The sequence below is a fragment of the Thermocrinis albus DSM 14484 genome (genome assembly GCF_000025605.1).
In the GTDB taxonomy this organism is placed as follows: Bacteria; Aquificota; Aquificia; order Aquificales; family Aquificaceae; genus Thermocrinis; species Thermocrinis albus.
On sequence record NC_013894.1, the window covers coordinates 703,010 to 721,900 of the forward strand.

30 protein-coding genes are annotated in these 18,891 nt (G+C 48.1%); 3 read left to right on the top strand and 27 right to left on the bottom strand.

The annotated features are described in order from the left end of the window. Nucleotides 1-9 precede the first annotated feature (9 nt). The gene (gene rlmN, locus THAL_RS03700; protein WP_012991773.1) at nucleotides 10-1,053 is read left to right on the top strand and encodes a dual-specificity RNA methyltransferase RlmN; all 1,044 of its coding nucleotides are present in this window, start codon (nucleotides 10-12) and stop codon (nucleotides 1,051-1,053) included. Between the two features lie 4 nt (nucleotides 1,054-1,057). After that, a complete protein-coding gene (gene lepB, locus THAL_RS03705) occupies nucleotides 1,058-1,738 on the top strand; it encodes a signal peptidase I (protein ID WP_012991774.1) in 681 nt (226 codons plus the stop codon). Here the strand turns inward: lepB and THAL_RS03710 are convergent. From THAL_RS03710 to rplN, 25 genes are all read right to left on the bottom strand, one after another. After that, a complete protein-coding gene (locus tag THAL_RS03710) occupies nucleotides 1,728-3,350 on the bottom strand; it encodes an oxygen-binding di-iron domain-containing protein (RefSeq protein ID WP_012991775.1) in 1,623 nt (540 codons plus the stop codon). The genes lepB and THAL_RS03710 overlap by 11 nt on opposite strands. Next, nucleotides 3,350-3,598, bottom strand: coding sequence for a hypothetical protein (locus THAL_RS03715; RefSeq protein WP_012991776.1), 249 nt, complete (start codon nucleotides 3,596-3,598; stop codon nucleotides 3,350-3,352). Before THAL_RS03715 ends, THAL_RS03710 begins: the two co-directional genes overlap by 1 nt. Continuing rightward, a complete protein-coding gene (locus tag THAL_RS03720) occupies nucleotides 3,574-3,972 on the bottom strand; it encodes a hypothetical protein (protein ID WP_012991777.1) in 399 nt (132 codons plus the stop codon). Before THAL_RS03720 ends, THAL_RS03715 begins: the two co-directional genes overlap by 25 nt. Then, entirely contained in the window at nucleotides 3,950-4,726 is a 777-nt protein-coding gene (locus THAL_RS03725; protein WP_012991778.1) for a TlyA family RNA methyltransferase, read from the bottom strand. The genes THAL_RS03720 and THAL_RS03725 overlap by 23 nt, the downstream gene beginning before the upstream one ends. Continuing rightward, the gene (locus THAL_RS03730) at nucleotides 4,723-4,959 is read right to left on the bottom strand and encodes a YggT family protein (RefSeq protein WP_012991779.1); all 237 of its coding nucleotides are present in this window, start codon (nucleotides 4,957-4,959) and stop codon (nucleotides 4,723-4,725) included. The genes THAL_RS03725 and THAL_RS03730 overlap by 4 nt, the downstream gene beginning before the upstream one ends. Continuing rightward, the gene (gene rplQ / locus THAL_RS03735; protein ID WP_012991780.1) at nucleotides 4,956-5,315 is read right to left on the bottom strand and encodes a 50S ribosomal protein L17; all 360 of its coding nucleotides are present in this window, start codon (nucleotides 5,313-5,315) and stop codon (nucleotides 4,956-4,958) included. The genes THAL_RS03730 and rplQ overlap by 4 nt, the downstream gene beginning before the upstream one ends. A gap of 4 nt (nucleotides 5,316-5,319) precedes the next feature. Then, nucleotides 5,320-6,273 carry a DNA-directed RNA polymerase subunit alpha gene (locus tag THAL_RS03740; RefSeq protein WP_012991781.1) on the bottom strand — a complete coding sequence of 318 codons (954 nt, stop codon included), beginning with the start codon at nucleotides 6,271-6,273 and terminating at the stop codon, nucleotides 5,320-5,322. A gap of 119 nt (nucleotides 6,274-6,392) precedes the next feature. After that, nucleotides 6,393-7,022, bottom strand: coding sequence for a 30S ribosomal protein S4 (gene rpsD, locus THAL_RS03745; protein WP_012991782.1), 630 nt, complete (start codon nucleotides 7,020-7,022; stop codon nucleotides 6,393-6,395). 3 nt (nucleotides 7,023-7,025) lie between these two features. Further along, nucleotides 7,026-7,397, bottom strand: coding sequence for a 30S ribosomal protein S11 (gene rpsK / locus THAL_RS03750; RefSeq protein ID WP_012991783.1), 372 nt, complete (start codon nucleotides 7,395-7,397; stop codon nucleotides 7,026-7,028). Nucleotides 7,398-7,502: 105 nt separating this feature from the next. Then, a complete protein-coding gene (gene rpsM / locus THAL_RS03755) occupies nucleotides 7,503-7,883 on the bottom strand; it encodes a 30S ribosomal protein S13 (protein ID WP_012991784.1) in 381 nt (126 codons plus the stop codon). 12 nt (nucleotides 7,884-7,895) lie between these two features. Beyond that, complete coding sequence (rpmJ, locus tag THAL_RS03760) at nucleotides 7,896-8,012, bottom strand: 50S ribosomal protein L36 (protein WP_012991785.1); 117 nt, start codon at nucleotides 8,010-8,012, stop codon at nucleotides 7,896-7,898. Nucleotides 8,013-8,049: 37 nt separating this feature from the next. Beyond that, a complete protein-coding gene (infA, locus tag THAL_RS03765) occupies nucleotides 8,050-8,292 on the bottom strand; it encodes a translation initiation factor IF-1 (protein ID WP_012991786.1) in 243 nt (80 codons plus the stop codon). Next, entirely contained in the window at nucleotides 8,261-9,097 is an 837-nt protein-coding gene (map, locus tag THAL_RS03770) for a type I methionyl aminopeptidase (protein ID WP_012991787.1), read from the bottom strand. The genes infA and map overlap by 32 nt, the downstream gene beginning before the upstream one ends. After that, on the bottom strand, nucleotides 9,087-9,728 hold the full coding sequence (locus THAL_RS03775) for an adenylate kinase (protein ID WP_012991788.1): 642 nt from the start codon (nucleotides 9,726-9,728) through the stop codon (nucleotides 9,087-9,089). The genes map and THAL_RS03775 overlap by 11 nt, the downstream gene beginning before the upstream one ends. Then, on the bottom strand, nucleotides 9,725-11,020 hold the full coding sequence (gene secY, locus THAL_RS03780; RefSeq protein ID WP_012991789.1) for a preprotein translocase subunit SecY: 1,296 nt from the start codon (nucleotides 11,018-11,020) through the stop codon (nucleotides 9,725-9,727). The genes THAL_RS03775 and secY overlap by 4 nt, the downstream gene beginning before the upstream one ends. Then, on the bottom strand, nucleotides 11,014-11,463 hold the full coding sequence (rplO, locus tag THAL_RS03785; protein WP_012991790.1) for a 50S ribosomal protein L15: 450 nt from the start codon (nucleotides 11,461-11,463) through the stop codon (nucleotides 11,014-11,016). Before rplO ends, secY begins: the two co-directional genes overlap by 7 nt. Next, complete coding sequence (gene rpmD, locus THAL_RS03790; RefSeq protein WP_012991791.1) at nucleotides 11,450-11,644, bottom strand: 50S ribosomal protein L30; 195 nt, start codon at nucleotides 11,642-11,644, stop codon at nucleotides 11,450-11,452. The genes rplO and rpmD overlap by 14 nt, the downstream gene beginning before the upstream one ends. Continuing rightward, entirely contained in the window at nucleotides 11,632-12,222 is a 591-nt protein-coding gene (rpsE, locus tag THAL_RS03795) for a 30S ribosomal protein S5 (RefSeq protein ID WP_012991792.1), read from the bottom strand. The genes rpmD and rpsE overlap by 13 nt, the downstream gene beginning before the upstream one ends. An 11-nt stretch (nucleotides 12,223-12,233) precedes the next feature. Beyond that, on the bottom strand, nucleotides 12,234-12,605 hold the full coding sequence (gene rplR / locus THAL_RS03800; RefSeq protein WP_012991793.1) for a 50S ribosomal protein L18: 372 nt from the start codon (nucleotides 12,603-12,605) through the stop codon (nucleotides 12,234-12,236). Between the two features lie 11 nt (nucleotides 12,606-12,616). Beyond that, nucleotides 12,617-13,162: a 50S ribosomal protein L6 gene (gene rplF / locus THAL_RS03805; RefSeq protein ID WP_012991794.1), complete on the bottom strand. Its 546-nt coding sequence runs from the start codon at nucleotides 13,160-13,162 to the stop codon at nucleotides 12,617-12,619. Between the two features lie 9 nt (nucleotides 13,163-13,171). After that, nucleotides 13,172-13,588, bottom strand: a complete 417-nt coding sequence (rpsH, locus tag THAL_RS03810; RefSeq protein ID WP_174248488.1) for a 30S ribosomal protein S8 — start codon at nucleotides 13,586-13,588, stop codon at nucleotides 13,172-13,174. A 6-nt stretch (nucleotides 13,589-13,594) separates the two neighbouring features. Continuing rightward, entirely contained in the window at nucleotides 13,595-13,783 is a 189-nt protein-coding gene (locus THAL_RS03815) for a type Z 30S ribosomal protein S14 (protein WP_012991796.1), read from the bottom strand. A gap of 10 nt (nucleotides 13,784-13,793) precedes the next feature. After that, nucleotides 13,794-14,357, bottom strand: a complete 564-nt coding sequence (gene rplE / locus THAL_RS03820; protein ID WP_012991797.1) for a 50S ribosomal protein L5 — start codon at nucleotides 14,355-14,357, stop codon at nucleotides 13,794-13,796. Continuing rightward, nucleotides 14,354-14,719 carry a 50S ribosomal protein L24 gene (rplX, locus tag THAL_RS03825; RefSeq protein ID WP_012991798.1) on the bottom strand — a complete coding sequence of 122 codons (366 nt, stop codon included), beginning with the start codon at nucleotides 14,717-14,719 and terminating at the stop codon, nucleotides 14,354-14,356. The genes rplE and rplX overlap by 4 nt, the downstream gene beginning before the upstream one ends. Continuing rightward, entirely contained in the window at nucleotides 14,719-15,084 is a 366-nt protein-coding gene (gene rplN / locus THAL_RS03830) for a 50S ribosomal protein L14 (protein WP_012991799.1), read from the bottom strand. Before rplN ends, rplX begins: the two co-directional genes overlap by 1 nt. Nucleotides 15,085-15,162: 78 nt before the next feature. Between rplN and mqnE the strand changes: the two genes are divergently transcribed. Further along, a complete protein-coding gene (mqnE, locus tag THAL_RS03835) occupies nucleotides 15,163-16,272 on the top strand; it encodes an aminofutalosine synthase MqnE (protein ID WP_012991800.1) in 1,110 nt (369 codons plus the stop codon). Here mqnE and THAL_RS08300 read toward each other — a convergent pair. Next, a complete protein-coding gene (locus THAL_RS08300; RefSeq protein WP_012991801.1) occupies nucleotides 16,265-17,146 on the bottom strand; it encodes a DUF302 domain-containing protein in 882 nt (293 codons plus the stop codon). The two genes, mqnE and THAL_RS08300, sit on opposite strands and share 8 nt — an antisense overlap. Continuing rightward, the gene (soxB, locus tag THAL_RS03845; protein WP_012991802.1) at nucleotides 17,143-18,888 is read right to left on the bottom strand and encodes a thiosulfohydrolase SoxB; all 1,746 of its coding nucleotides are present in this window, start codon (nucleotides 18,886-18,888) and stop codon (nucleotides 17,143-17,145) included. Before soxB ends, THAL_RS08300 begins: the two co-directional genes overlap by 4 nt. Between the last annotated feature and the right edge of the window lie 3 nt (nucleotides 18,889-18,891).

Here is an 18,891-nt window from a genome sequence, read left to right on the forward strand (position 1 = left end):
TTTTTCTATATGACGGTTATACTGGGATACACTTTGGAGGAACTGAGAGAAGAGGTAGTCTCTCTGGGACTGGAGCGTTACAGAGCCGATCAGATCCTCAACTGGGTTTATAAGAAGGGGGTGACAGACTTTAGCCTCATGACCAACATCTCTAAGAGGGACAGACAGGTTCTGGCAGAACGTTTCTCCTTTCACACCTTGCAGATGATAGATAAGGTGGAAGCTCCAGATTCGGTAAAGTACCTTTTCAAAACGGAAGACGGCCATACCGTGGAGACAGTGCTCATAAAAGAGAGGGATCATCTCACCCTATGCGTGTCCTCTCAGGTGGGGTGTGCGGTAGGTTGTAGCTTCTGTGCCACAGCTAGGGATGGTCTCTTGAGAAACCTGAGGACCGAAGAGATAATAGACCAGTTTATACAAGTACAGAAGGACTCTCCTCAGCGCATAAGGAACGTGGTCTTCATGGGAATGGGTGAGCCCTTAGCCAACTATGAGAACGTACGTAAGGCGGTAAAGGTAATGATAAGTCCGTGGGGATTAGATCTCTCCAAGAGGAGGGTTAGTGTGTCCACCAGCGGTATAATAAGTCAGCTCAAGAAAATGGCCCAAGATCCCGTCATGAGAGAACTGAACTTGGCGGTTTCTATAAACGCACCTTCTCAGGAGCTAAGAGAGAGGATAATGCCCATATCCAAGACCAACCCTCTCCACGAGCTTATGGAGGTACTCTACCAGTACCCATACCCCCCCGACAGAAGGATTATGCTGGAGTATGTCCTGATAGAGAAGGTCAACGACGAACCTGAGCATGCCCTGCAACTCGCCCAACTTCTTAAGGGAAACCCCAAAAAGTTTAAGGTAAACCTCATACCTTATAACCCAGATCCCGAGCTGCCCTACCGTAGACCACCCTTGGAGAGGGTGTATCGTTTTCAGAAGATCCTGTGGGATAACGGTATATCCACCTTCGTGAGATTCAGCAAAGGTGTCCAAGTCTTTGGAGCGTGTGGACAGCTGAGAAGCAGAAGAACTTCTGTGGTAAAATGGTAGATCTATGAAGCCACCCGGTTGGTTAAAGGAACTTGTGATTATCCTTCTGGTAGTCCTCTTTATAAGGACTTTCGTGGCGCAAGCCTACAACATACCTTCGGGATCTATGCAGCCCACCCTCCTTGTGGGAGATTTCATACTGGTCAACAAGCTAGTTTACAGGTTCTCAGAGCCAAGAAGGGGCGATATAGTGGTTTTTCACTGGCCCAAAGATCCCAGCATAGATTTTGTAAAACGCATAGTAGGTGTTCCGGGAGACACGGTGGAGATAAGGGGTACTCAGCTGTACATAAACGGTAAGCCGGTACCCATGCGTTTTGTAGGTAGGGGAAACGATATGGGTTCCCCAGTCCTTAAGTATGAAGAAACCTTGCCCAACGGAGTGACACACATAGTGCAGTTCTATGAAGATCCACCTTTTCCCCGCATGGACTTTGGCCCCATCACTATACCTGACGGTTTCTACTTTGTAATGGGTGACAACAGAGATAACAGTGAGGACAGCAGATACTGGGGTCTTCTTCCCAGAGAGAACATAGTAGGTAAAGTTTTTGTCATTTATTTCTCCGGTGAAGTACCACCTCTTAACTCCACCGATGTCAATGCCCTCACCGGCATACGCCAGATACTTCTGGCGCTTTTAAACCCAAGGTGGGACAGAATAGGCAAACCCCTCATATGGTAGAGGGTAGTATGCCCAGCTTCAGCATCTCCTCCAGAACGTACTTTAGATGAGATGGATTTGCTCTCACTTTTATAAGGGAGTACAGTAAACCTTCAGGACTAAGAGGGTACTGAGACAGTTCATCTACAAAAACCTGATACTCCTCAGGAGCCATCCTCTCCTTCAATAGCTCCGTCAGACTCTGAAGAAACTCCACCACATCTTCCTGATACACGTTGGTAGGCAGTCGGTGGTGCAGAAGGTCCTCCGCCATCTGGATAGGATCTTTCTGTACGGGGTTGCCAAAGGCAGGAAGGACCTTTACAGGATCGAGAGAGTACAGTCTCTGTATAAAGTTTTCAAAGGTGTGGTGACTGCATATGTAAAGACTGTAGAAGAGGTAAAGGTCTTCGTATTTAGCATCACCCTTAGGCGAGAACTCTTTGGGCAGTGTTAAGGAGGAAAGGAAAGCTGGTGAGAAAAGGATCTTTGTGTCCTCTTCGTAAAGGGCTAAACTTCCCTTAAGGGGCATGAAAGGCGCAGGAATGAAAGTTACAGTGTGTCCCGTAGCCAGTCTAAGCTTGCCCTTATGGAAACTCTCAACAGTTCTCACACGGGCATAGGGGACTCCCATGGAGTTAAGGACCCTGGCCAAATGGCTGCTGGTGATGATGCTGAGCCTTGTGCTGCTTTGCAGAAAGTTCACAACACCGGAGAGTTCTTCCATAGAAGCTCCCAAAACCACGAAAGCCTTCAACGCACCCAAGGTACCCACCACCTGTTCCACCTTTGATCTTACATGAGGATACTCCTGCGGTGAACAGGAACCTATCAAGATGGGGAGTCTCACACCATTCCCTTCGTAAATTCTGAGATACACGTTCCTATGAAGGAGACCGTACGTGTCCACAGTACCTACCCACAGAAGGTTCTCCTCCAACTCCACCGGCTGGGCTAGATCTTCTTCCTCCACCTGTAACTTTACCACCGCTGGGGTTACCTCTGGTGTCTCCTCCGTCAAGAGAAGGATCAGATCCCTGTTACCTTTAAAGTAGTGGCTTAACTCTGTTCCTGTGTAAGACTCTATCCTTACCTCTACATTTTCCTCTCTTAGGAGTTTCTTTAAAGTTTCAACACCGCAAGATGTTCCTCTCAACACGCCTTCCTTTACCTCCACCGTACATCTTTCCGCACCTTCCAGGAGTATACACCCCGAACGTTTCTTGGTGATGAACTTCAGAAGGAGGTTAAGAGGCCCAAAAAGAGATAAATGGTGCGGCTCTATTGTATATTTACCCAGTATACCTATCTGGCTTAAAAACTCCAGAGGGTTAAAGGGTAAAACCACAACATTTATGTCTCTAAAGCCCAGTTCCTTTATCTTATCGGCATCGTCGTAACTCTCTACCAAGAAGATGGGCAATGTAAGTATGCCTTCCTTCACCAATGTTAACCAGAAGGGAAGGTCCTTGTCTCTCAGCAGCAGTATATCTGGCTGAGCTATCTCTATAAGTTCCTTAGCCTTGCCCTCGTCTAAGGCTATCAGCAGCTGGTGGGTGGTGACGTTGAACATATCCGCCAACACCTGAAAGATCCTTCTCTCCTTGTCGAGAAGTAGTACTTTTACCGCCATTACTGAATCTCTCCTTTTTTGGCAGCTACTTCCAGAAGTTTCAACTGCTCCTTCAGGATGTTGGTGGACTGCACCAGCATGAAAAAGGCGTGTTCTACATGTAGAAGGGCTGTCTGAAAAGATAAGGTGTCCTCAAGAAGCCTCAGCTCTCTGAATCTACGATACAGCTCGTCAATGTTGGTTCCACACTCCAAAAGGAGCTTTATGGTTTCCTGAGCCAGCTTCAGAGCATCCTCCCTCGTATCCATAACCTTCCTATCTCCTTACCCTCTTTACGTGGAATATTATATCTACCGAAGAGGATCATCTCCAGTTTTCTTGTGTCCTCCTCCTTTAAACCTTCAAAGATGAGTATGTCTTCTTCTCCCTCTTTCCTATGTCGTAGAAACAGCCTACCTTCCCCTTCACCCACCTTGACGTCCCCTCCACCACCCATGAAACCTACGGCCACACTCATAGTGAGAAAGTTCAGATCTTCTAACACCAAGACCGGCTCTAGCTCCTCTATACGTAACAGAGCGCAGAGGGCTAACCCGAGACGCATTAGGTTCTCCATAGTGAGAGGATACAGTCCTGGTATGCCTCTCACGGTAGTCCCTTCAAACAATCTCCTTGACAGCATGCTTTACCTTTTCCTCCCAGCCATCCCATGTACCTTCTGTTCTTTTGGCTAAAAGAAAGAACTCTTCGTTTCCTTTGGCTCCCTTGGGCTTCGCCTTGATGATACCTAGCGGATAAAAACCCAGATCCTTAAGGGTCTGGGACACTTTCAGGATGGCCTCCACCTTATCCTCCTCCTTCTTCACAATACCCTTCCTCAGTCTGGAGGGATCAAGCTCAAACTGAGGTTTTACCAAAAGGAGAAGAAAGCCATCCTCTTTGAGAAACCTCACCACGTGAGGTAGAACCTTTGTGGCAGATATGAAGGAAACATCCACCGTTATTAGATCCACTTTTTCGGGAATATGTTCCTCTGTAAGTTCTCTGGCATCTGTCTCTTCGTAAAGAATAACCCTTGGGTCCTGTCTCAGAAGGTAATCCATCTGTCCTCTTCCCACGTCCACGGCATAGACTCTTTCTACCCCTCTCTGTAATAAGCAGTGGGTGAAACCGCCTGTAGAAGAACCCACATCAAGGGCTACCATACCCTTTACATCCAGCTGAAACCTTTCCAAAGCATACTCCAGTTTGTAACCTCCCCTAGATACGTACCTGAGACCTTCTTTGAGCTCCACTTTTTCGGTACCCTTAAGACGGAATCCAGGTTTATCCACAACCCTTCCGTCCACCGTCACCATACCCGCCATTATAAGGGCCTGGGCCTTCTCTCTGGTGGGGGCTAACCCTTTCTCTACAAGGTATACATCCAGCCTCAAACTTTGAGGAGCTGCTTTATAAGATACAAAATCAAGATAAGCACAGCGGGGGAAAAGTCCAAGCCACCTACTGGTTTAATCACAGATCTTATGGGATTCAAAAGAGGTGAGAGGATCCCGTCCACCTTTCTGTAGATGTTACTCTCCCTTACTGTAGGTATCCAGGATCCTACCGCGTGAAAGAGGGTGATAAGAATCAGAGCGTTCAGCAAAAGAGATAAGATACCCCTCATGCCTCCACCAATTCCAGAATAGCCAGTTCACAGCCGTCTCCTATCCTTCTGTGGGGAAGCTTGATAATACGTGTGTATCCTCCGTTTCTTCCCTCATATCTGGGTGCTATCTCCTCAAAGAGTTTTCTAACAGCCTGTTTATCAGGAAGAAGTGCCAGAGCTCTCCTCCGTGAGGCCAGATCACCCTTTTTGGCAAGAGTCACCAATTTCTCCACAAAGGATCTTACCGCCTTAGCTCTCTGAAGGGAGGTTTCTATTCTCTCCTCCAGTATCAGAGCCCTCGCCAGTGATCTGTAAAGAGCCAATCTTTGTTCTTTCTTCCTATCAAAGTGTTTTTTCTTAACTCTGTGCCTCATACTATCACCTCCTGCTCTCTATATCCATACCAAGGTAAAGTCCCATCTGTTTAAGAGCCTCCTTTATCTCGTTTATAGCCTTCCTACCCACGTTCTTGGTGCTCTTGAGATCTTCTTCCGTAAGTCTCACCAATTCACCTAAAGTGTTGATACCTATTCTCTTGAGAGAGTTAAGGGACCTTTGGGAGATATCCAGCTCTTCTATAGGAAGAGACAACTTCTCCATAAGTTCGTCCACCACTACCGGCTCCTCTGCCACAAAGGGAATTTCTTGGGCTATGTTCTCAAGAGAAGAGAAGTTTCTCAGTAATATCTGCACAGCTTCTTTCACTACTTCTTCTGGAGTTTTGCTGCCATCTGTCCTTATCTCCATGATGAGCCTATCGTAATCGCTCCGCCTCTCCACCCTTGTCTTTTCTACCCTATAAGAGACGTGTCTGACGGGAGAAAAGTCGGCGTCCACCAGTATCCATCCCACTTCCCCAAAGGATTCCATCTCCTCTGTAGGTACATATCCAAAACCTCTCTCCACCCTTATCTCTATGTGCAGTTCCGTATCGGGAGAAGTTATGGTGGCTATCTTGACATCGGGAGTTATGAGGTCTACGGAGGGTGGTAGAATTATGTCCCTCGCATAAACTTCACCCTCACCACGTTTCTTCAGGTAAAGGATCTCCACATGGGATTCTCTCAGTCTGAACCTAACCCTCTTAAGGTTGGCTATTATTTCCAGCACGTCTTCCAGAACACCCTCCACGGTGGAAAATTCGTGATAGGCTCCGTATACCTTAACCCCCGTTATGGCCGTTCCCTCTATAGATGAGAGTAACGTTCTCCTTAAGGCGTTACCTACCGTGATACCAAACCCTCTCTCCAGAGGCTCTACCACGAACCTTCCGTAGGTTTTAGTCTTCTCTTCCCAGTAAACCTTCGACGGATACACAAACTCCCTCAGCATAAAGATTCACCTATCTACCCAAGCTGTTAAGTGACAGCTTGGGTGCCGGGCTATTTGTATAGCGCCCTCTAGGCTGGGGAGATACCCGGCAGGCGCTATTTCCCCAGCCAAAACCTCCGTCATACTCTTGAGTAGAACTCTATAACGTACTGGAGGTTTATGGGTATCTCCAGCTGTATGTCCTTAGGATAGTCCAGCACCTTTCCTCTGAAGTTCTCCTTATCCAGCTCCAACCACGGTGGAACACTGCGAGGATCCATATTCTCCAAGTTCTCTATTATCTGAGGTATGTCTCTGGAGGAGGGTTTCACCTCTATCACATCTCCCGGCTCCACCAGGTAGGAAGGTATGTTTACTTTTTTCCCGTTAACCAGTATATGACCGTGAGCCACAAACTGCCTGGCCTGTCTCCTGGTACAAGCAATCCCCAGCCTGTACACCACGTTGTCCAATCTCCTTTCAAGGAGCTGTAACAACACCTGTCCTGTGTTGCCCTTAGATTTGGATGCCATGTCAAAGTATTTCTTGAACTGCTTCTCCCTTATACCACCGTAGAGGAACTTGAGTTTCTGCTTTTCCATAAGACGTATGCCGTACTCTGTTAGCTTCCTTCTCCTACCTTTGACTCTTCCGTGTTGACCTGGTGGAAAGTTCCTTTTAGCCAGTATACGGGCTGCACTTTTTCTTCCAGACACTACCACTCCGAACCTTCTGTCTATTCTGGACCAGGGACCTATGTACCTACCCATACGTCAAACCCTCCTTTTGGCAGGTGGTCTACACCCGTTGTGGGGTATAGGGGTAACGTCTCTTATAACCTTTACCTTTAACCCGGAGGCGAATATGGCCCGCAGGGCCGATTCTCTACCTGCTCCTGCTCCCTTTACTCTAACCTCCACCTCCTGAAGTCCGTACTCTTGCATAGCTCTTTTGGCGGCCTTCTGAGCTGCTAGCTGAGCCGCGTAAGGAGTGCTCTTCCTTGTTCCCTTGAAGCCGACGGTTCCCCCGCTTTCCCATACAAGGGTGTTACCCTGCATGTCCGTTATAGTCACTATGGTATTGTTGAAGGTGCTCAGTATATGTACTATACCTTGTGTTACCGTTCTCTTTTGCTTTTTAGCCATATCGTCCTTGTGTATCCGAGCCCACCCTAGGACCCGGTGCCGGGCTATTTGTAACGCGCCCTTTATGGGTGTCCAGAGACCCGGCAGGCGCCATTTGGACACCCATCACTTCACCACCTTCTTCTTAGTACCACCGACGGTTTTTCTCTTACCTTTCCTCGTCCTGGCGTTGGTTCTCGTCTGTTGACCTCTGACAGGCAGCCCTCTGGCGTGTCTCAAGCCTCTGTAACATCCCATATCCATAAGTCTCTTTATGTTGAGCTGCACCTCTCTTCTGAGATCACCTTCCACCTTGTAGTTTTGCTCTATGAACTTACGTATGGTGTTAAGCTCATCGGGTGTTAGTTCTCCCAGTCTCTTGGTACAAGGTATACCTGTTTTTTCGCATATCTCCCTTGCCCTGGACCAACCTATACCGTAGAGATAAGTGAGGGCAACCTCCAACTTCTTATGATCCGGAAGATCTACACCCGCTATCCTGGCCATCACACTACCTCCTCAGTTTCCTTGTCTCTGCTTATGCTTGGGATTCTCGCAGATCACCATCACTCTGCCCTTTCTCCTTATGACCCTACATTTAGCACATATAGGTTTCACGGAAGGTTTCACCTTCATACCACTCCTCCTAAGAAATTAGTATTATATCACAGGTTCACGACTCTCTGTATATGATCCTTCCCCTCGTAAGGTCATAGGGTGAGAGTTCCACCTTTACCCTATCACCGGGAAGTATTCTTATGAAGTTCACTCTCATCTTACCAGACACGTGGGCCAGCACCTGATGCCCCGTGTCTAGCCTCACACGGAACATGGCGTTAGGAAGTGCCTCTTCTACCGTCCCCTCTAAGACTATCCCCTTCTCCTTAAACTGTTCTTGGTCTTTCTTCTTTCCCATCAAATACCTCCTTTAGGTTGTATCTTTTAAATTGGGTTAAAACTAATGGACCTTCTCCCGTGATAGCCACCACATACTCAAAGTGGGCGGATGGACTGCCATCGGCGGTGACGACGGTCCAACCGTCACCGTCGTGGATGGTGTCAGCTGTCCCGAGAGCTAGCATAGGTTCTATGGCCAACACCATCCCACGTCTCAGTTTTGTATCTTTCTCGTAACGAGCATCCTCAGGATGATTAGGCACAAAGGGTGCCTCGTGCACACGCCTTCCTATACCGTGCCCTCCTAAGCCTTTGCACGGATATACTCCCCATTTCTGGGCAGTTCTGTAGATAGCTTGGGTTATGTCTGACACCCAGTTACCCGGCCAGCAAGCTTTAACAGCTTCCTCCAAAGCTTCTAACGTGGCCATCAGCAACCTTCTTTTATCTTCTTCTATATGACCTACCGGGACAGTGATAGCTGAGTCCCCGGCGTAACCATCCAGCACAGCACCAAAATCTAGACTGACTATGTCACCTTCCTTCAGCACTATCTCCTTCTTGGGAAGACCGTGTACAACCGCTTGGTTCACAGATACACAGAGGGATGCAGGATAGGCCACTTTACTGAAGGGTGGCTTATAGTGAAGGAAGGCAGGTTTTGCCCCCAACCTTCTTACAGTATCTAGAGCTATTCTGTCCAGTTCCTCCGTAGATATACCGGGCTTTACGTGAGAAGCAACTTCTTCCAAAACGTCCACCACTACATCACAGGCACGCTTTATCTTCTCTATTTCTTTGAAAGAGTACAGCTCAACTTTCATCCTCTATAGCCTTTAAGATAGAGGCGTAAACCTCATCCTGTGGTTTTGATGCATCCAAGATAATAAGTTTATTCCTCTTTTGGTAGAAGTCAACGAGGGGAGCTGTTTGGGTTCTGTACACCTCCAACCTTCTGCGTACTGTATCTTCTCTGTCATCTTCCCTCTGTATCAATTTGGTACCACATCTGTCACATATCTCATCTTCTTTGGGTGGGTTGTACTTTATGTGGTACACCGCTCCACAGTTAGGACACACTCGCCTTCCTGTTAACCTCTCTATCAGCACACTGTCTTCCACATCAAAGAATATGACCTTATCTACTTTTTTCCCATGAGAGGAGAGCATGTTTTCCAGCGCCTGGGCTTGTGGTATGGTTCTAGGAAAGCCGTCCAGTATAACATCACCTTCTTGGGGAAGGGCCTCCTCTATCATCTGGATAACCAGTTGGTCGGGTACAAGATCACCCCTGTCCATGTACTCTTTAGCTTTCATGCCCAGAGGTGTCATGTTTCTGACAGCAGATCTAAGGAGATCACCTGTTGCGAGATGCACGAACCGTCTCTCCTCCACCAATCTTTTGGCCTGTGTACCTTTACCCGCACCTGGGGGACCAAGGAACACCAGTATCATCTTACACGCCTCCTGTAATGAGTGTACTTCCTCTGAAGGAGACTAGCCTCTATCTTGTTGATGGTGTCCAGAGCTACGCCTACTACTATCAGGGCTGTTGTTCCACCAAAGTAGAAGGGTACCTTCAGCCATATGCTTACAAATACAGGAACTGTAGCTACCACACTCAAAAAGATAGATCCTACAAAGGCCAGTCTGTTGATGATACCTTCCAGTAGCCTTTGGGTGTCTTGACCCGGTCTGATACCTGGTACAAAGGCACCGGCGCGGCGCAGGTTGTCAGCTACCTCTGCCGGGTTTATGAGAACAGCGGTGTAGAAGTAGGTGAAGAAGATTATAAAGAGAACATACAGAAAGTTATACAGGAAGCTGGCAGGATTGAAAGCGTCGTGAAGGGCCTGTGCTATGGGATGTTTTATGAAACCCAGTACCGTAGAGGGGATTATGAGAAGAGATTGAGCAAAGATGATGGGTATAACACCTGCAGGGTTTATCTTTATGGGTAAGTACGTGGATCCTCCCACCACTTCCTGTCTACCCACCTGTCTACGGGGATACTGTATAGGTATCCTCCTCTCTGCCTCCTGTATGAAGACGGTAAAAACTACAACACCTATGACAAAGATGATGGCTCCCAGTACCTTAAAGGGTGTTATGTCTCCCGAGCTCAGCATCTGATACATTCTGATGACGGCGTTGGGAAAGCCAGCTACTATACCGGCGAAGATGAGGATAGACATGCCGTTTCCTATTCCCTTCTCCGTTATCCTATCCCCCACCCATACTAAGAACATGGTGGAGGCCACGAGGGTAACCACAGTGGTGACCACAAAGAGAGGTCCTCCCTCAGGTACTATAGGCGTCCCTTTGGGAGACGCTTGCCCCTGCAGCCAGAGGGCAACACCCATTGACTGTACGAAAGCTACCAGTATGGTAAGATACCGTGTGTATTGGTTTATCTTATACCTTCCGTAATCACCCTCTTCTTTAGCAAGGCGTTGCAGTTCCGGTATAGACACCGTCAACAACTGCATCATTATAGATGCGGAGATGTAGGGCATAACCCCCAAGGCGAACAAGGTCATGCGAGCCAAGTTACCACCTGAGAATATGTCGTAGAGGTAGAATATGGTTCCCTGAAAGCTTTTAAAGAATTCCTCAAGAGCAGAGGTATCTACACCCGGCAGAGGAATGTGACTGCCGAGTCTGTAAATGGCTAACATAAAGAGAGTGTATACAAGCCTCTTTCTAAAATCCTCCAGACTGAGGGCCTGTTTCAGGTAATCTAGCACTTTATTACCTCGCAGGTTCCACCTGCGGCTTCGATTTTCTCTTTGGCGGAGTTAGAGAAAGCGTGGGCTACCACCGTAAGTTTCTTGGTTATGCTTCCTTCACCTAGTATCTTCACGGGTTTTTTCCCCTTCACTATGCCCCTCTCACGGAGCACGTCAGGTGTAACCTTGTCACCATCCTTAAAGTACCTGTCAAGAGTGGATACGTTCACCACAGCGTACTCTACCCTGTTGGGACTGTTGAAGCCCCTCTTAGGGATTCTCTTGTGGAGAGGTGTTTGGCCACCTTCGAACCAAGATGGCATCTTCCTGTCTCCGGATCTACTTTTCTGACCTTTGTGACCCCTTCCGCAGGTTTTCCCGTGACCAGAACCTATACCTCTGCCTACCCTCTTTCTCTCCTTGGTAGCACCTGGATGGGGAGAAAGTTCATGCAGTTTCATCTTTTACCTCCTCCACTTTAAGCATGTAATGGGCCACCTTTATGTTACCTCTCACCATAGGGTTGTCGGGAAGAACAACCCACTGCCCCACCTTCTTTAACCCTAAGCTTCTTACAGCCTTTATGTGCTTCTCGGGTTTACCGGCAAGACCTCTTATGAGAGTTATCTTCAACCTGCCCATGGCGCTACCCTCGCGTACAGACGATATCTTTTTCTCAGCTCATCAGGATCTATACCCCTTATAGCGGCTACTTCCTCCAATGACCTCAGCTTGAGAAGAGCGTCAAAGACGGCCCTCACCACGTTGTTGGGGTTGGTGCTTCCCAAGATCTTGGTGAGAACATCTGTGTATCCTGCCAGCTCAAAAATGGGCTTTGCAGCACCACCTGCTACTATACCTGTTCCACGCCTTGCGGGAAGCACCTTAACCATGGTAGGACCGTAATGCCCTATCACGTCGTGGGGTACAGTACCATCCACTATAGGAACCCTTATGATGTGCTTTTTACCATCCTCTATAGCTTTGGCTATGGCTATGGGAACTTCTCTGGCTTTACCTAGGCCGAAGCCCACAAAGCCTCTCCTGTCACCTACTATAACAAGAGCACTGAAGGAAAAGCGCTTTCCTCCCTTGGTCACCCTCGTGGTTCTCTTGGCGTATATCAACCTCTCCTCCAGCTGGAGTTGATCTTCCAGCTCTGCTATGTTCTGTTCCTTCCTCTTCTCGTCTATCAGTTTCTCAATAGACACACCACCCATCTCACACCTCCTTAGAATTGAAGACCCAACTCTCTACACCTATCGGCAAAGGCCTTTATCTTACCGTGATACAGGAAGCCTCCTCTGTCAAAAACCACCTTTGTTATACCCTTCTCTTTGGCCCTCTTCACCAGAAGTTCTGCCACCTTTTTGGCATCCTCTATAGACTTCCCTCCTCTCTTACCGAACATCTCCACAAACTCTCCGTCTATGGAGGATGCACTCACCAGCACGTGACCGGTAGTATCGTCTATTATCTGTGCATAAAAGGCGTTGAGACTTCTGTAAACACATAGGCGAGGCCTTTCCGGAGTACCAAAAACCTTCTTCCTTATCCTCTTGTGTCTTCTTTCTCTCCTTTCATGTCTCGTCAACTTAGCCATGCTTTACCTCCTCACTTCTTACCTTTACCAGCCGCTTTACCCGGTTTGAGTTTGAGTACTTCACCTTCGTACCTTATACCTTTGCCTTTGTAAGGATCAGGTTTTCTGAAGCTCCTTATCTCAGCAGCCACCTGCCCAACCCTTTGTTTGTCTATACCGCTCACGTATATCTTGTTTTCCTTCACCTCTATCTTTACATCGGGTGGTATCTGATACAGCACCGGATGGGAGTATCCTAAGTTCAGCTCCAACGTGTTGCCCTTCACAGCAGCCCTGTAACCCAGACCTACCACCTCCAGAACCACCGTGTATCCCTCTGTGACCCCCTTTATCATGTTCCTGATAAGGGCACCCATGGTACCGTGTATAGCCCTGTGGAAGGGTGCATCGGAAGGTCTTTCCAGTTTTATGTGGCCATCCTCCAACTTTACCGTTATATCAGGGTGGACGTCTAAAGAGAGTTTCCCCTTTGGGCCTTCCACAGTTAGTTTGTTACCTTCTAAATTTACCTTAACGTTCTGAGGTATCTCTATGGGTTTCTTTCCTATCCTGGACATGGTAGCACCTCACCACACGTAAGCTATAAGCTCTCCACCCTTGCCCAGTTTGCGGGCTTCGTGATCGGTCAAAACACCGGCATCGGTGGAGAGTATGGCTATCCCGAGACCTTTCCTCACGTAAGGTATACGATGTTTAGGTACGTATATCCTTCTGCCAGGTTTGGAGATCTTCTTGATCTCCTGTATCACGGGTTTTTGCTTTCTGGGATCTGCGTACTTGAGGTATATACGGAGAGTGTACTGAGTACCTTTGGTGTGTTGTGGATCCTGCAAGCGTTCCCAGTCTCTTATGTAACCTTCTCTCTTAAGCACATCCAGTATAGCTTCCTTCAGTTTGGAGGAGGGAACATCCACGTAATCCTTCTTTCTCAGTATGGCGTTCTTTATGGCGGAGAACATATCTGCCACTGGATCCATTTTCACACCTCCTTACCAGCTTGCCTTTCTGACACCGGGAAGCTCACCCTTCAGGGCGAGCTCTCTAAAACACAACCTACACATACCGAAGTACCTTATAAAACCCCTCGGTCTTCCACAGAGAGGACACCTGTTTTTCTGTCTCACCTTGTACTTAGGGAAGTGCTTGATATCCTTCGCTACCTTAGCCTTTCTGGCCATATCATCCTCCTCACACAGATCTTATAGGTAGTCCTAAAAGAGAGAGGAGCCAAAGAGCCTCCTCGTCCGTCTTAGCGGTGGTATGGATGATGATGTCCATACCCCTTATGGCATCTACCTTATCGTAATCTATTTCCGGAAACACTATCTGTTCGCTTATACCAAAAGCGTAGTTACCTCTTCCATCAAAGGATCTGGGATTGAGTCCCTTAAAGTCTTTAACCCTCGGGAGAGCCACCGATATCAACTTATCTAAGAAGTCCCACATCCTCGCCTTTCTCAGTGTAACCTTGAGACCCACGGGCATGCCTTTTCTCAGCTTGAATCCTGCTTCCGACTTTCTGGCTCTTCTTACGGCGGGTTGCTGACCTGTTATGGCTCTGAGATCTTCCATAGCCCTTTCCAGAAACTTTATGTCCTTAACAGCTTCACCCACACCCATGTTAACCACTATCTTGACCAGTTTAGGCACTTCCATGGGGTTCTTGTAGCCAAACCTCTGAATGAGCCTGGGAACCACCTCTTCCCTGTACTTGATGTATAGTCTGGGGACGTACTTGGTCTCTACACTCATGCTTCAACCCTCTCCTTTACAGCCTTTTCCCTTACTACATCTATGTTCTCGTTACACTTTTTGCAGTACCTATACTTGCGTAGGGTACCGCCTTCCTGTACTATTCTGAAACCCACTCGTGTAGGTTTATTACATTTAGGACATACCAGCATCACGTTGCTGATGTGAAGGGGGGCTTCCACTTCAAAGATACCTCCCTCTCTCACGTTGGGTATAGCCTTCACGTGCTTTTTGACCAGGTTCACACCCTCCACAATCACTCTCCCTTCCTCACGAAGAACCCTTATTATCTTACCTACCTTTCCCCTCTCTCTGCCTCTCAGAACCACTACAGTGTCACCCTTCCTCAACTTCCACGCCATCACACCACCTCCGGAGCGAGAGAAGCCAGTTTGGTAAAACCTCTGTTTCTAACCTCACGGGCTATGGGACCTAGTATACGTGTACCTAGAGGTTCACCGTACTGGTTGAGGAGAACCACAGCGTTGTCATCGAACTTTATATAACTACCGTCTGGTCTCCTCACTTCCTTTTTAGTTCTCACCACCACCGCCCTGTATATGTTACCCTTCTTGGCAGGGCTGTGGGGTGTGGCCTCCTTTACGGTAACCGTCACCACGTCACCTAAGGTGGCATACTTCCTAGGTGCGTAAGGTATACCTATGACCTGAACTTTCTTGGCTCCCGAGTTATCAGCTACGTTGCAGTAAGCCTGTCTGGGTATCATGGCCTCTCACCTCACAAGACCTACTATTATACACAAAAACTTCTGCTTCATCAAGGGTGAGGTTTAAAATATATGGTCATGGATGTTTACAGAGTCATAGAACGTCAAAGGGACACTCGCCTGAGGCAGATAGGAGAGAAAGTACTCAAAGGAGAGAGGCTGTCTGCTGAGGACGGGCTTTATCTGTTTCGATCCGGTCAGCTGACCTACGTGGGTATGCTGGCCGAGTGGGTCAACCGTCAACGTAATGGCCAGTACGCTTATTTTGTGGTGAATCGCCAGATAAATCCCACCAACGTGTGTCTCTATCAGTGTAGTTTCTGCGCCTTTGGTGTGACCAAGTCTGACCCCAGGGCTTATGAACTGACCCTTGAGGAAATCCTGAGGAAGGTAGAAGAGACATACCTTCAGGGTGGGAGAGAGGTGCACGTAGTGGGTGGCATACCACCCCACTGGACTTTGGATCATTATGTAGGCATTGTGAAGGAGATAAAGAAAAGGTTTCCTGACATGGTGGTGAAGGCCTGGACAGCTGTGGAGATACACCACATGGCCAAGATCTCTAAAAAGAGCTATGAAGAGATACTTAGGATGTTGAAAGATGCCGGGTTGGACGCTTTGCCCGGCGGTGGTGCAGAGATCTTCTCTGAGAGGGTTAGAAGGATAATAGCTCCTTACAAAGCTTCTGGCGAGGAGTATCTTCAGGTGCACAGGGTAGCTCACAAACTGGGTATACCCACCAACGCCACCATGCTTTACGGTCACGTGGAGACATACGAGGAGAGGGTAGAGCATATGCTGAAACTCCGAGAGCTACAGGATGAGACAGGAGGGTTCCAGGTTTTCATCCCTCTGGCTTACTGGCCCGAAGGAACACGGTTGGGTGGTAGTAGAACCTCTTCTGTGGATGATCTTATGACTATCGCTGTCTCCAGATTGTTTCTCGACAACTTCCCCCACATAAAAGCTTACTGGGTCACGTTAGGAGAACGCGTGGCTCAGGTGGCCCTCAACATGGGTGCGGACGACATAGACGGAACTATAGAAGAGGAGAAGATAGTACACTCGGCAGGAACGACATCTGCCTATGGTCATTCTCGTGATAAACTGGTGAGGCTCATAAAGGAGGCGGGGAAGGTGCCCGTGGAGAGGGACACCTTCTACAGAGTGGTGAGGATATTCAGTTAGAACCGGCCACTTCCCTTATAGCCTTTTCTATGTCCTCATCTGCCTTTTCAAAGATCTTAGCCTGATCCTCCATGAGATGCTTCCTGTAGATTTTGATAAGAAGGGGGATATTTACGTAACCTATAACGGTGCTACCGTTATCCTTTTCGTAGGTGTACACCCTGCACGGTGCCAGCGTACCAAACTGGGGTACCCTTTTCAATATGACCTCTCCGTAGCTGAGATTACATGTGAGAAATATGGAGAATCTCGGGGTTTTCTCCCTCATGTCCATAACGTCCAGCACATTCATGTTCACACCGTCTAAGGAAGATTTCAACAACATCTTCACATCATCGTATCCCAAGTTCACAACTGTCTCCTTCACCAGATCCTCTTTGAGAGGCTTTATCTTTGTCATCCTCACAGGTCTCACACTGAGGGAGTTGAGGAGTCCATTGAGCTTACTGTAGGTGGACAGAACCCACGCCCTTTCTTCCTTTGAGAGCCTATCTGCGTACTTTATCAGAAAGGGGTATGGGTTGAGGATGGTGGCATGAAGAGCACCACTCTGTCCTTGGTAGAGGGCCACACTGCAAGGTAGGAGGTTGCTGAGGGCTGGAGCTTTTACCAGTAGATCACTTACCTGTGGTGATGTGCAACCGAAGAGGATGTAGTAATGGGGGAAGTCCTTAACACCTCTAGATCTTATAGCATCGGAAACTTTGAGGACCCTCGCTACCTTCAGACCTTCTTCTTCCATACGGTTCTTTACCAGCTTCACAGCTTTCTCAAAATCCTTCTCTCTTAGCCTGTGGTCCAGGTACATTACCTTCACAGGATCCAAGGAGAAGGATAGACCGATCCACACCAACAGGAGAAGGAGCCAACTCATGCCCTTTTTCCTCCATAGCACTGATAAGGAGGTACGTACTTGGCATCCAGTACCCTCACGTTGGGTCTTGGATCCACGTGTATGTCCCTCTTCTTACGTATGTAATCTATGAGTATTTGATAAACAGGTACAGGTTTTGCATCCGGCACCCGTATCTCAGGTGGTGGGGTAGGACCACCGTAGACCGCCACCAAATACTCCCTCTTAGGATCCAACTCTTTTCCTTTGACCCAAACACGCTTGATGCGTTTACCCTGAGGTGCGTTTATTTCTATCTCATACTCTACGTTATAGAGTCTGGACATGTCTCCACCTTGTTGGTAGAAAGGATCGGGATTGAAGACGTTGTCCGCTACGTCTTCCCAGAGGGCCAGAAGCTGTTCTCCCGTCCTCTTTAGTATATATACGTTGGGATAAGTTATGGCTGTAAAGTCATAGACATGCTCCACCGTGATTTTCTGTCCAGGTAGTATGGTGGTACCCCACCTGTAGCCGGGTGATGTAACTATATCTACACCGTGGTAGTGGTCAGCGATAGCCTCACCCACCAGCCTGTCCCATGTGCTGAAGAAAGTATCTCTCTTGTAGAGGAGTGTGTGGGCCACTCCTATAACTTCCGAAAGTTTCTTTTCGTAAGGTGCGTAAGCCTTCCTAACCAGTTCTTCTGCTCCTCTGTCAGCAGGTATGAGGTTAGAGGCCACTGGATAAAGTTTGAAACGGTACTGGCGTATCTTTCCGTCCTTCACATCCAGATCCAGTCTTCCTACATACTTCCCATGGGAACCCGCAATGACGATCATAGTGTTACCCACAAAGTAAGGTAGGGGTGTCACGTCGTGAGTATGTCCGGAGATGATGATGTCTATACCTTTCACCTTCTTGGCCAAGGCTATGTCCAGAGGTAGGCCGTCGTGGGAGAGAAGTACTACCAGATCCACCTTATGTTTTTCTCTCAGTTCGTTTACAAACTTCTGAAGTTGCTCCTCACGAACACCGAAGCTCCAGCCTTCCACAAACTCCCTGGGATTGGCTATGGGCGTGAAGGGGAAGGAGTTCCCTATTACACCCACCTTAACACCGCCCACTTCTCTGATGGAGTAGGGTTTGAAGATGAGGTCACCAAAGTCCGCATCCACCACGTTCTGAGATATGAACTCTCCTTTAAACTCCTTAACCCTCTGGAGAAACTTTTCCTTACCTAAGGTAAAGTCCCAGTGGCCCACCATGAGGTCGTACCCTGTGTAGTTCATCCAGTCCACCACCGCCTTGCCTTCTGTGAAGAGCCCAATGGCTGTTGTGACCCACGTGTCTCCTCCGTCCAAAATCAACACTTTGTCCCTTCCACGCTCCGCTATAACCTGTTTGATGATGGTGGTTATGTGAGCTGCTCCACCCATCTTACCGAACTTGTGGGCCAGTTCCACAAAGTTAACACAGCTACCGAAATAAGCCTCCAGACTGTTGGGGGCTATCCTGTACATCCTGAGAAAGTCCTTTCCCGTAACGTATCCGGGTATACCTTCCAGAGGTTTAGGTGGTACTAAGTTGGCAGGTTCTGCAAAGTATAGAGGCTTCAGGTGAGCGTGCAGGTCGGTGGTGAAGAGAAGTGTCACATTTCCCACAGATTTGAAAGACAGAAGGTCCTTTTCTGTCATCTTGGCCAAAGTGGTTACCGGATCTGCTGTAAGAAAAGCTCCTGTCACTATAGCCAGTTCAAGGAAATCACGCCTCGTGAGATGCATATC